The organism is Streptomyces sp. ADI95-17, from assembly GCF_003846175.1.
In the GTDB taxonomy this organism is placed as follows: Bacteria; Actinomycetota; Actinomycetes; order Streptomycetales; family Streptomycetaceae; genus Streptomyces; species Streptomyces sanglieri.
On sequence record NZ_ML123046.1, the window covers coordinates 580,509 to 593,035 of the forward strand.

The 12,527-nt window shown below is 71.8% G+C and carries 12 protein-coding genes; 6 read left to right on the forward strand and 6 right to left on the reverse strand.

The genetic code is table 11. The features are described from left to right. A partial coding sequence (locus EES42_RS16415; protein WP_241196409.1) for a glycosyl hydrolase family 18 protein occupies positions 1–471 on the reverse strand: 471 nt, incomplete at its 3' end. A gap of 373 nt (positions 472–844) precedes the next feature. On the opposite strand from EES42_RS16415, the gene EES42_RS16420 reads away from it, so the two are divergent. Continuing rightward, complete coding sequence (locus EES42_RS16420; protein WP_124718960.1) at positions 845–2,017, forward strand: acyl-CoA dehydrogenase family protein; 1,173 nt, start codon at positions 845–847, stop codon at positions 2,015–2,017. Between the two features lie 429 nt (positions 2,018–2,446). Here EES42_RS16420 and EES42_RS16430 read toward each other — a convergent pair whose 3' ends face one another. Next, the gene (locus EES42_RS16430) at positions 2,447–2,836 is read right to left on the reverse strand and encodes a hypothetical protein (RefSeq protein ID WP_124718961.1); all 390 of its coding nucleotides are present in this window, start codon (positions 2,834–2,836) and stop codon (positions 2,447–2,449) included. Between the two features lie 204 nt (positions 2,837–3,040). On the opposite strand from EES42_RS16430, the gene EES42_RS16435 reads away from it, so the two are divergent. From EES42_RS16435 to fxsA, 4 genes are all read left to right on the forward strand, one after another. After that, positions 3,041–3,481 (forward strand): Lrp/AsnC family transcriptional regulator, encoded by a 441-nt coding sequence (locus EES42_RS16435; protein WP_124718962.1) that lies wholly within the window; start codon positions 3,041–3,043, stop codon positions 3,479–3,481. A gap of 46 nt (positions 3,482–3,527) precedes the next feature. Next, a complete protein-coding gene (locus EES42_RS16440) occupies positions 3,528–5,174 on the forward strand; it encodes an amidohydrolase (RefSeq protein ID WP_124718963.1) in 1,647 nt (548 codons plus the stop codon). A 551-nt stretch (positions 5,175–5,725) separates the two neighbouring features. Next, on the forward strand, positions 5,726–6,493 hold the full coding sequence (locus tag EES42_RS16445) for a polyprenol monophosphomannose synthase (RefSeq protein ID WP_124718964.1): 768 nt from the start codon (positions 5,726–5,728) through the stop codon (positions 6,491–6,493). A gap of 100 nt (positions 6,494–6,593) precedes the next feature. After that, positions 6,594–7,184 (forward strand): FxsA family membrane protein, encoded by a 591-nt coding sequence (gene fxsA, locus EES42_RS16450; protein ID WP_124718965.1) that lies wholly within the window; start codon positions 6,594–6,596, stop codon positions 7,182–7,184. Positions 7,185–7,314: 130 nt separating this feature from the next. On the opposite strand, the gene EES42_RS16455 is transcribed toward fxsA, so the two are convergent. The 4 genes from EES42_RS16455 to EES42_RS16470 all read right to left on the reverse strand — a co-directional run bounded on the left by EES42_RS16455 (position 7,315) and on the right by EES42_RS16470 (position 10,895). Further along, positions 7,315–7,689 carry an RNA polymerase-binding protein RbpA gene (locus EES42_RS16455; RefSeq protein WP_007262928.1) on the reverse strand — a complete coding sequence of 125 codons (375 nt, stop codon included), beginning with the start codon at positions 7,687–7,689 and terminating at the stop codon, positions 7,315–7,317. Between the two features lie 275 nt (positions 7,690–7,964). After that, on the reverse strand, positions 7,965–9,338 hold the full coding sequence (locus EES42_RS16460) for an MFS transporter (protein WP_124718966.1): 1,374 nt from the start codon (positions 9,336–9,338) through the stop codon (positions 7,965–7,967). Between the two features lie 46 nt (positions 9,339–9,384). Next, complete coding sequence (locus EES42_RS16465; protein WP_124718967.1) at positions 9,385–10,149, reverse strand: glycerophosphodiester phosphodiesterase; 765 nt, start codon at positions 10,147–10,149, stop codon at positions 9,385–9,387. Beyond that, positions 10,146–10,895, reverse strand: a complete 750-nt coding sequence (locus EES42_RS16470) for a membrane protein YczE (RefSeq protein WP_241196410.1) — start codon at positions 10,893–10,895, stop codon at positions 10,146–10,148. Before EES42_RS16470 ends, EES42_RS16465 begins: the two co-directional genes overlap by 4 nt. 102 nt (positions 10,896–10,997) lie before the next feature. On the opposite strand from EES42_RS16470, the gene EES42_RS16475 reads away from it, so the two are divergent. Further along, a complete protein-coding gene (locus EES42_RS16475; RefSeq protein ID WP_124718968.1) occupies positions 10,998–12,497 on the forward strand; it encodes an SCO1417 family PLP biosynthesis transcription factor in 1,500 nt (499 codons plus the stop codon). Positions 12,498–12,527: the final 30 nt, after the last annotated feature.

The following is a 12,527-nucleotide window of genomic DNA, read 5'->3' on the forward strand; positions in this document are numbered from 1 at the left end:
CGACCAGATGATCTTGAGGTCCGGGTGCAGCTTCTTCAGCTTGCGCAGCTGGTTGAAGTTGCCGCGCAGATCCTGGTCCCAGGTGTCGGCGACGCCGTCGACGGACTGGTCGGCGGTGTACGCCTTCTCGTAGTCGGCGTACGAGTCGCCGACCGCGCACTTGCCTCCGGTGACGTTGCCGAAGGCGTAGTTGATGTGCGTGAGCTTGTCGGCCGAGCCGGACGTCTCGATGTTCCTGACGTGGTAATTGCGGCCGTAGACACCCCAGTTGGTGAAGTATCCGACCACCTTGTCGCCGGCCGCCGTGGGGGCCGATTCGGCGGAAGCGGGGGCCGCGGCCCGCGTGTCGGTGGGGGGAGTGCCGGCCGAGGCGGAGCCCGCGACACCCAGCAGAGTGGCGCCGAGGGCGGCAGTACAGGCGGCTGCGGCGAGCGCCCGGAACCGGGCGCGGGGGCGGTGCTTGCCGAACATCTTGTCTCCTCGTGGGGGAGGGAACTTGCTTGTGGGGGCGAGCAGTCGGCCATCGCGTGGATTTGGCATGAACGCGCAAAGGCCGTTCGCTGGGAACCGTAGATGGACTAGACCAGTGAGGTCAATGGTTCGGACCATTTCCGGTGATCGTCGTGTTCGGCGCCGAGTCGCCCGGTGACCCCGTGACGGATATCGTCCGATCGGGCATACTCAAGCCGCCACAGCCGCTGGCCAGCAGCTCTCGTAATCCGAGGGGGCCGGCGTCGGCTGGGTAGCAGTGCTTCTCCGGGCCCGGCCCGGAAGCCCCCGGCGGCGCCGCCCACACCCCTCGCGCGCGACCGTCGCAACGCCCGACAGGGAGGAGAGCGCCGTCATGTCCGACCGTGCCCCTTATTTGGTGGAACGCCGTCTGCCCACCGAGGAGTCCAGGGAGCTCGTCGCGCTCGTCCGCGACATCGCCCAGCGAGAGATCGCGCCCCGGGCGGCTCAGGAGGAGGAGGCGGGCCGGTTCCCGCGCGAGGTCTTCTCGCTGCTCTCCGAGTCCGGACTGCTGGGACTGCCCTACGACTCCGCGTACGGCGGCGGAGACCAGCCGTACGAGGTCTACCTCCAGGTCCTCGAAGAGCTCGCGGCGGCCCGGCTGACCGTCGGCCTCGGTGTCAGCGTCCACTCCCTGGCCTGTCACGCGGTCGCCGGATACGGCACCAAGGAACAGCGGACCGAACACCTCCCGGCGATGCTGGGAGGCGGCCTGCTGGGCGCCTACTGCCTCTCCGAGCCCGCCTCCGGCTCCGACGCCGCCTCGCTGCGCACGAAGGCCGTACGTGACGGCGACGACTGGGTCCTCACCGGCACCAAGGCGTGGATCACGCACGGCGGCATCGCCGACTTCTACACGGTCCTGGCCCGCACCGGCGTCGAGGGCCCCCGCGGCATCACCGCGTTCCTGGTCCCCGGCGACGCCGAGGGACTCAACGCGGCCGCCCCCGAGAAGAAGATGGGCATGAAGGGCTCGCCCACCGCCCAGCTGAACTTCGACGGCGTACGGGTCGGTGACGCGCGCCGGATCGGCGAGGAGGGCCAGGGCTTCGCGATCGCCCTGTCCGCACTCGACTCCGGGCGCCTGGGCATCGCGGCCTGCGCCATCGGTGTCGCCCAGGCGGCCCTGAGCGAGGCCGTCGGCTACGCCACCGGGCGGCAGCAGTTCGGCCGCCCGATCGCGGACTTCCAGGGCCTGCGCTTCATGCTCGCCGACATGGCCACCCAGATCGAGGCGGGCCGGGCGCTCTACCTGGAGGCGGCCCGGCTCCGCGACGAGGGCAAGCCCTTCTCGCGCCAGGCGGCCATGGCCAAGCTGTTCTGCACGGACCTCGCCATGCGGGTCACCGTGGACGCCGTCCAGGTGCTCGGCGGATACGGCTACACCCAGGACTTCCCCGTCGAGCGGCTGATGCGCGAGGCGAAGGTGCTGCAGATCGTCGAGGGCACCAATCAGATCCAGCGGATGGTCATCGCCCGCCACCTCGCGGGCCCTGAGACGCGCTGACCCGCAACGGCCGGTCCGACCACACGGGCGTCGTCATGATCCGGTTCCACTCCTGGTCATGGCGGCCCGGCAGGGTCCGGTCCGCGCTCTCCCAATGACTCAGCAGCGCCCGGTAGATGGGCGGATCGGTGGAGTGCGGCACGGGTCGCGGCACCGACCGGGGAGCCATGGGCTGCGGAACCGATTCTTCGGCGGCGGGAGCGGCGAGACGGCGGCGGCCGGGACCGGCCGTTGAATGCAGCAGGGTCATGACTGGCCAACGGCGCGGGGCGGGCCCCCGGTCACTGTCCGGCCGATTCGAGAGCCCGTTCGCCCCGTCCCCGGGCGGTCGCCGCCGCGGGCACCACGCCGGCCGGGCCGTCGTGGTGCGGCGAAGATGTGCGGGGAGGGGCCCGGACGGGGTCCGGGCGGTCGCGTGCGGGGCTGCCGTCAGGCGGCGTGGCGCCGCATCCCCGGCACCCGCAGCGGGCGCGAGCCGGGGCCGCCGGCGTGCGAGAACGGCTGCATCCTCCAGTCGAGCCCCTGAGGGAGCGTCAACAACAGGCCCGTCTCCTGCTCCTGGGCGTCGAGCGACTCGTCGGCGGGCCGCGACTGCGCGGCCGCGCGGCCGGTACCGGCACAGACGGTCAGCACGAACGGATTCCACGGCGTCGGGCACAGCGCGTGCTCCGGCAGCACGTCCTCGTCCGCCAGCAGCGCGATCGGCTGCGCGCAGTCCGGGCAGATCACCCGGTACATCTCGAAGGTGTCGTACGCGTCGGGAGCGGCGTCCTCGCCGGGATCCGGTTCGCTGCGTCCGGTGAGCTTCAGGCTCTGCATGGGAAATTCCCCCCTCAGGTGGGCCGACCAGGCGACACGGCCTCGACCACAGCAAGCACTTCCCGTCGCGCATCGGCCGTAACCGCGAGGGGGTCGGCTACCGACCCGTAAACCTGTGGCATTCGTCACATGCCCGCCGCAGGTGCCCCTTCCGGGGCTCCTGCCGCTGTGCCTGGAGGGACCTGGGGCAATAGGTTGGTCCGTATGGAGGAGCTGGACCGACAGATCGTGGAGTTGCTCGTCAAGGACGGGCGGATGAGCTACACCGACCTGGGCAAGGCCACGGGCCTGTCCACATCGGCGGTTCATCAGCGAGTCCGCAGGCTGGAGCAGCGCGGGGTGATCCGGGGCTACGCCGCGGTCGTCGACCCCGAGGCCGTCGGCCTGCCGCTCACCGCGTTCATCTCGGTGAAGCCCTTCGATCCCAGCGCGCCGGACGACATCGCGGAGCGGCTGGCCGACGTCCCGGAGCTGGAGGCGTGCCACAGCGTCGCGGGTGACGAGAACTACATCCTCAAGGTGCGTGTGGCGACCCCCCTGGAGCTGGAGCACCTGCTCACCCGGATCCGTTCGCTGGCCGGAGTCTCCACCCGCACCACGGTCGTCCTGTCCACGCCGTACGAGGCACGGCCGCCGCAGATCTGAGGGGGTCGCGGACCGTGCGGCTCCGGACAGGCGCGAGACTGGTCCCATGACCGAGAGCACCGCCCCCCAGAGCGAACACCGCACCATGCTGCTGCGCGGTGGAGACGTCCACAGCCCCGCCGACCCCTTCGCCACCGCCATGGTGGTCGAACGCGGCCACGTCGCCTGGGTGGGCTCGGAAGGGGCCGCCGACGCCTTCGCGAGCGGCGTCGACGAAGTGATCGACCTCGACGGCGCGCTGGTGACCCCCGCGTTCACCGACGCCCACGTCCACACCACATCGACCGGCCTGGCCCTCACCGGCCTCGACCTGTCCGGCGCCCGGACCCTCGACGAGGCGCTCGGCCTGCTGCGTGCGTACGTGGCCGGGCACCCGGCGGACCGGGTCGTCCTCGGCCACGGCTGGGACGCCGCCCGCTGGCCGGAGCAGCGCCCCCCGTCGCGCGGCGAGCTGGACGCGGCGGCCGGCGGACGCCCGGTCTACCTGCCCCGGGTCGATGTGCACTCCGCGGTGGTCACCACCGCCCTGCTCGACCTGGTCCCGGGCGTCACCGGACTGACCGGCCACCACCCCGACGCCCCGCTCACCGGCGCCGCCCACCACGCGGTCCGCGCCGCGGCCCACGAAGCCCTCTCGCCGGGCCAGCGCGCCGACGCCCAGCGCGCCGCCCTGCGGCACGCCGCGTCGCTCGGCATCGGCACCGTCCACGAGTGCGGCGGCCCCGACATCTCCGACGAGGAGGACTTCGCCGGACTGCTCAAGCTCGCCGCCGCCGAGCGCGGACCGCGGGTCTTCGGCTACTGGGCCGAGCAGGTCGCCGACGAGAAGGACGCCCGCCGGATCCGGGAACTCGGCGCCGTCGGAGCGGCCGGGGACCTCTTCGTGGACGGCTCGCTCGGCTCGCACACCGCCTGCCTGTACGAGCCGTACGCCGACGGCCCGGCCGGAGGAAGGGGCACCGCCCATCTGGACGCGGCGCAGATCGCCGCCCATGTCACCGCGTGCACCGAGGCGGGCCTCCAGGCCGGCTTCCACGCCATCGGCGACGCCGCGCTCTCGGCCGTGGTCGACGGCGTCAGGGCCGCCGCCCAGACGCTCGGGCTGCCCCGGATCCGGGGTGCCAGGCACCGCGTCGAGCACGCCGAGATGCTCACCCCCGAGACCGTGGCCGCGTTCGCGGAGCTGGGGCTGACCGCCTCCGTCCAGCCCGCCTTCGACGCGGCCTGGGGCGGCGAGGAGGGCATGTACGCGCAGCGGCTCGGCGTCGAGCGGGCCAGGACCCTCAACCCGTACGCGGCGCTCCTGCGGGCCGGTGTGCCTCTCGCCTTCGGCTCCGACAGCCCGGTGACCCCGCTCGACCCGTGGGGCACCGTACGGGCCGCCGCCTTCCACCGCACGTCCGAGCACCGGATCTCCGTACGGGCGGGCTTCACCGCCCACACCCGGGGTGGCTGGCGGGCCGTGGGCCGGGACGACGCGGGCACCCTGGTGCCCGGTGCCCCGGCCGACTATGCGGTCTGGCGCACCGCTGACCTGGTGGTTCAGGCCCCGGACGACCGGGTCGCCCGCTGGTCGACCGACCCCCGCTCGGGCACACCCGGCCTGCCGGATCTCACCCCCGGCGTCGATCTGCCGGTCTGCCTGCGGACCGTGGTGTTCGGACGAACTGTCTACGAGCGGCCGAACGAGTGACGTCCGGCCGTCCCGTACCGTCACCCGTGGTGGTCCCCGTTCCGCCGCGACCTGCGGATCTTCGCTACTGACCAGGCAAGTTTCGTAAATATTGCAGGTCAGACGGCTATTGACAGAACGCGCCCACCGGCCGGTAGGTTCGGCGGAGTCCACCACAGGACGTCCGACCGGTTAAACCTCCACGCAGTCGTCGAACGCCGCTGGGTCATGGGGTGGTGTGCCGCACCGGCGCACCACCACTGACAGCCAGGTTCAGCGCCCGCGCCTCGGGGGCGAGGGAAGGTTTCAGCCGGACGGCGGTGCGACCCGGGTGGGGCCCGGACGTTCAGTAGACAACGGCTCTAGGTCGACCCGCAGCCAGCGGGTCCCAGGTCGGCCCGAAGGGCGCCGGGCCCCCATCCGTAGTTCCCGTCCGTGCCCGTACCCGTGTTTCTGTCCGTACTTCCGTCCTTCTGTCCCCGGCGGCGCCGGGCACCGCCCGACCGCGTCGGAGAGCGGCCCCGGCGCGCTGGATATGGTGTGCATCTGCGTACGGACTTAAGGGGCAGTAAGTGAACGACGGCGGTCAGCGGCGGTACGGCCCGCTCGGCAGAATCCTGGTGATCATTCCGACCTACAACGAGGCCGAGAACATCAAGCCGATCGTCAGCCGGGTACGTGCCGCGGTGCCGGACGCCGACGTCCTGGTCGCCGACGACAACAGCCCGGACGGCACCGGCAAGGTCGCCGACGAGATCGCCGCCGAGGACAGCCAGGTCCAGGTGCTGCACCGCAAGGGCAAGGAAGGGCTGGGCGCGGCCTATCTGGCGGGCTTCCGCTGGGGCACCGAGCACGGCTACGGCGTGCTGGTGGAGATGGACGCCGACGGCTCCCACCAGCCCGAGGAACTGCCCCGGCTGCTCACCGCGCTCAAGGGCGCCGACCTGGTGCTCGGATCGCGCTGGGTGCCGGGCGGACGCGTGGTCAACTGGCCCAAGTCCCGCGAAATGATCTCCCGCGGCGGCAGCACCTACTCCCGGCTCCTCCTCGGGCTGCAGACCAGGGACGTCACCGGCGGCTACCGGGCCTTCCGCGCCGAGACCCTGGAAGGCATCGGCCTCGACCGGGTCGCCTCGCAGGGCTACTGCTTCCAGGTCGATCTGGCCCGCCGCGCCGTCGAGGCCGGCTACCACGTCGTCGAGGTCCCGATCACCTTCGTCGACCGGGAGATCGGCGACTCGAAGATGAGCCGCGACATCCTGGTCGAGGCGCTCTGGCGGGTCACCTCCTGGGGCGTCTCCTCCCGCACGAACCGGGTCCTGGGCCGCAAGGCGATCTGATCCACCGCCGCCCGCCGCGACCGGCGGCGGGCATCGGGGCCGCGGGCCAGTGATCACCCCCTTGCGCCGTTCGGAGGCCCGTACGGGCACACTGGGGACCATGACGACCGGCACACCGCCCCCGACCGCCCCCAAGCGCTCTCGCGCCCGTACCTTCGTCCCCCTCGCCATCGCCGCCTGGGCGGTGCTGGAGATCTGGCTGCTCACCGTCGTGGCCGACGCGGCGGGCGGGTTCACCGTGCTGCTGCTCCTGGTGGCGGGGATCGTGCTCGGCGCCGCCGTGATGAAGCGGGCCGGCCGCCGGGCCTTCCGCAACCTCACCGAGACCCTCCAGCAGATGCCGGGGCAGCCCGGCGCCCCCGTCGAGCCGTCGGCCACCGGTTCGGGCGGCAGGGGCAACGGCTTCCTGATGCTCGGCGGGCTGCTGCTGATGATCCCGGGGATCGTCTCGGACGCGGCGGGGCTCCTGCTGCTGGTGCCGCCGGTGCGTTCGTGGCTCGGCCGGTACGCGGAGCGGTCGCTGGAGCGCAGGATGCGTGCCGCGAGCCCCGGCAGCCTTTCCGGCGCCTTCCAGCAGGCCCGCATTCACCGTCCGGACGGAAAGGTCGTCCAGGGTGAGGTCATCCGCGAGGACGGTACGCAGCCGGGCGCACGCCCCGACGAGGGCCCCCGGCCGCCGCTGACTCCCTGAGCCGGATGCCCGTCCGGCGGCCGGCTCGGACCCGGCCGCCGGACGCTCCGGGCATGACAGAGCCGCGGGCCGTGACACACATCCGGTGTCACGGCCCGCGGCTCTGTCGTACTCGGGTGTTGTTACGCGGTCAGGCAGACTTCCTGCTGTCCCGCGGGTGTACGGCGATGTTCATGGCTCCGGAGCGCAGAACCGCCAGCCTCTCGGCGAGCACTTCCTCCAGCTCCTCGCGTGTGCGCCGCTCCATGAGCATGTCCCAGTGCGTACGCGCAGGCTTGCCCTTCTTCTCCTCGGGGCCATCCCCGTCCACCAGGAGTGCCATGGCGCCGCACGCCTTGCACTCCCACTCCGGCGGAATTTCCGCCTCTACCGAGAACGGCATCTCAAATCGATGTCCGTTCTGGCATGCGTACTCCACCGCCTGGCGCGGGGCCAGATCGATGCCGCGGTCCGTCTCGTAGCTGGTAACCACGAGTCGCGTGCCGCGGAGAGCTCGCTCACTCATGAATCGTGCCTCCCGGGCTTGTCGCCCACAGGACAGGTGTCGCTGTCGTCGTCATCCGGTCAACGTCCGGTCGGCGGTAAAGATTCCCGTTGCCGGTCATGCGTCGCCCGTCGTGCCGCTGCTTTTTCAGGTTTCCCAGGGTTTCAAGTACCCAGCGATGCCCGGTTTGTCACATCTGGCGGAAGTTGTCACCCAACAGTTCGGCTTCTTCCGCTCGCAGTAACGGTCCTCCGGGCAGGCCAAAGGCGTACACTACCGGCCTTTCACTTCAACGTCTAAATCCGTTCCGGAACGGGATTGCCCGCGGCCGCCACGGCCCGCCGGACCGGCACCCTCGCGAGCAGTACGGAACCGACCACGAAGAAGATCACCAACGAGATGATCGCATCCCGGTAACTGCCGGTCAGCTGATACGCGAGCCCGAACACCAGCGGCCCCAGCCAGCTCAGTCCGCGGTCGCTCATCTCGTACGCGGAGAAGTACTCGGCCTCCTTGCCGCGCGGCACCAGATGGGAGAAGAGCGAGCGCGACAGCGCCTGGCTGCCGCCCAGTACCAGGCCGATCGCCGACGCCAGCGCATAGAAGAAGACCGGCGCCCTGGACGGGAGGAAATAGCCGGCGGCGAGGATCAGCGTCCAGACGACGAGCGAACCGAGGATCGTGCGCTTCGCTCCGTACACCCGGGCCAGCCGGCCCATCCCCAGGGCTCCGGCCACCGCGAGTATCTGCACCAGCAGCACCGCCGTGATCAGGGTCGTCTGGTCGAGGTCCAGCTCCTCCGAGCCGTACACCGAGGCCTGGGAGATCACCGTCTGCACGCCGTCGTTGTAGATCAGGTACGCCAGCAGGAAGGAGAGCGTCAGCGGATGGCGGCGCATGTCGCGCAGGGTGGCCATCAGCTGCCGCCACCCCGAACCGACGGCCCCCTCGCCGTCCGGTGCCACGTTCCGGTCGCGCAGCCTGCGCAGCGGCACGATCGTGAAGGCCCCCCACCACAGGCCCGCCGAGGCGAGACAGATCCGTACCGAGTCGGACTCGGACAGGCCGAAGGAGTCGTGGCCCGTGTACAGGACCAGGTTCAGGATCAGTACGAAGGCGCCCGAGGTGTATCCGAAGGCCCAGCCGCGCGAGGAGACCGCGTCCCGTTCCTCCGGCCCGGCGATCTGCGGCAGGTACGCGTTGTAGAGCACCATCGACACCGAGATCGCGGCGTTCGCCACGATCAGGAGGAAGGCGCCCAGCAGATAGCGGTCGCCGTCCAGGAAGAACATGCCCGCTGTCGCGACGGCTCCTGTATAGGCGGCGGCCGCCAGCAGCGGCTTCTTGCGCCCGGTACGGTCCGCGGCGGCGCCCACGATCGGCATCAGGATCACCGCGACCACCACCGACACCGAGACCGCGTAGGCGAACAGCGATCCGGCGCGGACCGGTATGCCGAGCGGGTGCACGAAGCCGTCGGCGTCGGCGGCCGCCTTGGCCGTCGAGGTGAGATAGGGGCCGATGAAGACCGTCAGGACGCTCGTCGAATAGACGGAGCAGGCGAAGTCGTAGAAATACCAGCCGTGTTGTTCGCGTTTCCGGCTCGCGGCCTCGCCGGCATCCGCTGCCGGTTCCGTCGGCTCAGCGGTTTCCGCGGTCTCGGCGCTCAACCCGCACCCCCTCGTCTCGCCCCGTGAAGACGTCGCACGGCCGGCATCAGGCCCAGGCTCCCCGCCCGCTCAGCACCGTGCGCAGCGTCTCGATGTGATCGGTCATGATGCCATCCACACCGAGGTCGAGGAGCGCGGCCATCCGCTCGGGTTCGTTCACCGTCCAGACGTGCACCTGGAGCCCGCGCGAGTGGGCCTCGCGCACGAAGCGCCGGTCGACCACCCGGACGCCGTTCTGGCTCTCCGGCACCTGCGCGCAGACCGCGCCGGCCCGTAGCGCCGCCGGTATTCCGTACGAGCGCAGTCGCAGGCCCAGCACGCCCCGGACGCCGTAGGAGGTGGCGAGCCGGGGACCCGCCAGCCGGTGCGCCCTGGCGACCCGGGCCTCCGAGAAGGAGCCGACGCACACCCGGTCCCAGGCGTTCGTCCGGCGGATCAGCTCGACCAGCGGGACCAGGGCGGACCCGGCCTTGATGTCCACGTTCCAGCGGGCCCCGGGGAACGTCTCCAGCAGCTCCTCGAAGAGCGGCAGCGGTTCCCGGCCCGCCACTCTGGCCTGCCGCACTTCGCTCCACGGCAGCTCGGCTATCCGGCCGCGGGCATCCGTCACCCGGTCCAGGGTGGCGTCGTGGAAGGCCACCAGACGGCCGTCCGACGTGGTGTGCACATCGGTCTCGAAGTAGCGGTACCCGGCGTCGGAGGCCCGGCGGAACGCGGCCGCGGTGTTCTCGATCCCGTCCGCCGCGCCTCCGCGATGGGCGAAGGGGATCGTTGCGGGATGGTCCAGATAGGGGTGGCGTACTGAGGTCACTGCGGAAGTATGGCCTGCTCCGGTGTCCGGGCGGTGACGGTGGTGTCGCCGTCGTCCGGCGCGGACGCGACGGCGGCGTCTTCGGTGCCGGTCCCGGTCTCCGTGACTTCGGCGCCCGCCTCGGCCTCCGTGGCCGGATCCCCGTCGACCGCGAAGAAGCGCAGGAAGAACTGGGCGAGCGGGCCGATGGCCAGGGCGTACACGACCGTGCCCGCGCCGAGGGTGCCACCGAGCAGGAAGCCGGTCGCCACGACCGCCACCTCGATCAGCGTCCGCACCAGCCGGATGGAGCGGCCGGTGCGCAGATGCAGCCCGGTCATCAGCCCGTCACGCGGACCGGGGCCGAACCGCGCCGCGATGTACAGCCCCGTGGCGACGCCGTTGACCACGACCCCGGCGGCCATCACGGCGATCTGCGCGGCGAGGCCGCGCACATCGGGCACCAGCGCCAGCGTGCCGTCCATGGCTATGCCCACCGCGAAGACGTTGGAGACGGTGCCCAGGCCCGGACGCTGCCTGATCGGGATCCACAGCAGCAGCACGGCCGCGCCGACGATGATCGAGACGACCCCGATGGACAGGCCGGTGCGCTCGGCGAGCCCCTGATGCAGCACGCCCCAGGGTTCGAGCCCCAGACCGGCGCGGACCAGCAGCGCCGAACTCGCCCCGTAGAGCGCGAGACCGACGTACAGCTGGATCAGCCGTCGGGTGAGGTGCGCCCCGCGAGGGACGGCGGTGATGGACAAGGGGTGCCCCCTGGTGTGGTGGAAGTGGACTGCCGCATGTCACTCTGTGGCAGGGGATTGGCTGCCAACTATGGCCAATCCGAGGAAGGTGGACTGATTTTCATGGCTCAGTGGACTTCGGCAGTGGGCGCGGCCCAGCTCGCCCGGCAGCTCCGGGCCCAACAGCCCCGGCCCGCCGGACCGGGTGCCCGCAGACCGCCCGCCTACCGTGCGCTGGCCGACGGGGTCCGTCTGCTCGTCCTCGAAGGCCGGGTGCCCGTCGCCGCCAGGCTCCCCGCCGAACGCGAACTGGCGCTGGCCCTCTCCGTCAGCCGCACCACCGTCGCCGCCGCGTACGAGGCGCTGCGGACCGAGGGGTTCCTGGAGTCCCGCCGGGGAGCCGGCAGCTGGACCGCGGTGCCCGCCGGGAACCCGCTGCCCGCACGCGGCCTGGAGCCGCTGCCCCCGGAGTCGCTCGGCTCGATGATCGACCTGGGCTGCGCCTCGCTGCCGGCCCCCGAACCATGGCTGACCCGGGCGGTCCAGGGCGCCATCGAGGAGCTCGCGCCGTACGCCCACACCCACGGCGACTACCCGGCGGGACTGCCCGCGCTGCGGCAGATGATCGCCGACCGCTACACCGGACGCGGCATCCCGACCATGCCCGAGCAGATCATGGTCACCACCGGGGCGATGGGGGCGATCGACGCGATCTGCCACCTCTTCGCGGGCCGGGGCGAGCGGATCGCGGTGGAGTCCCCGAGCTACGCCAACATCCTGCAGCTGATGCGGGAGGCGGGTGCCCGGCTGGTGCCGGTGGCGATGGAGGAGGGGCTCGGCGGCTGGGACATGAACCGGTGGCGCCAGGTGCTGCGGGACGCGGCACCGCGGCTCGCCTATGTCGTCGCCGACTTCCACAACCCCACCGGCGCGCTGGCCGACGAGGACCAGCGGCGCGAGCTGGTGGACGCGGCCCGCTCCGCCGGCACGGTCCTGGTCGTCGACGAGACCATGAACGAGCTCTGCCTCGACCCCGATGTACGGATGCCCCGCCGGGTCTGCGCCTTCGATCCGTCGGGCTCCACCGTGATCACCGTCGGATCGGCGAGCAAGGCCTTCTGGGCGGGCATGCGGATCGGCTGGGTGCGCGCCGCCCCGGACGTGATCCGCAGCCTGGTGGCCGCCCGTGCCTACGCCGACATGGGCACCCCGGTCCTCGAACAGCTCGCCGTGAACTGGCTGATGCGCACCGGTGGCTGGGAGGAGGCCGTGCAGGTCCGGCGCGACCAGGCGCGGGAGAACCGCGACGCGCTCGTCGCAGCGGTCCGCCGGGAGCTGCCCGACTGGGAGTTCTCGGTGCCGCGCGGCGGCCTGACGCTCTGGGTACGGACCGGCGGCCTCTCCGGCTCCCGGCTGGCGGTGGCCGGGGAGCGGGTCGGGGTGCGCGTTCCCTCCGGCCCCCGGTTCGGGGTCGACGGCGCTTTCGAGGGGTATGTGCGGCTGCCGTTCACGGTCGCGGGCCCGGTCGCGGACGAGGCGGCGGCACGGCTCGCGGCGGCGGCGCAGCTGGTCGGCTCGGGGGCGGGCGCGGGGATCGAGGCGCCGCGTACGTTCGTCGCCTGATCCGGCGTCCGGCGTACCGAAGGGGTGCGG

Coding starts and splice junctions, on each gene's coding strand:
- EES42_RS16435 (WP_124718962.1), top strand. CDS start 3,041: ATGGAGGAGCTGGACCGACAGATCGTGGAGTTGCTCGTCAAGGACGGG.
- EES42_RS16430 (WP_124718961.1), bottom strand. CDS start 2,836: ATGCAGAGCCTGAAGCTCACCGGACGCAGCGAACCGGATCCCGGCGAG.
- EES42_RS16475 (WP_124718968.1), top strand. CDS start 10,998: ATGGCTCAGTGGACTTCGGCAGTGGGCGCGGCCCAGCTCGCCCGGCAG.
- EES42_RS16455 (WP_007262928.1), bottom strand. CDS start 7,689: ATGAGTGAGCGAGCTCTCCGCGGCACGCGACTCGTGGTTACCAGCTAC.
- fxsA (WP_124718965.1), top strand. CDS start 6,594: ATGACGACCGGCACACCGCCCCCGACCGCCCCCAAGCGCTCTCGCGCC.
- EES42_RS16440 (WP_124718963.1), top strand. CDS start 3,528: ATGACCGAGAGCACCGCCCCCCAGAGCGAACACCGCACCATGCTGCTG.
- EES42_RS16420 (WP_124718960.1), top strand. CDS start 845: ATGTCCGACCGTGCCCCTTATTTGGTGGAACGCCGTCTGCCCACCGAG.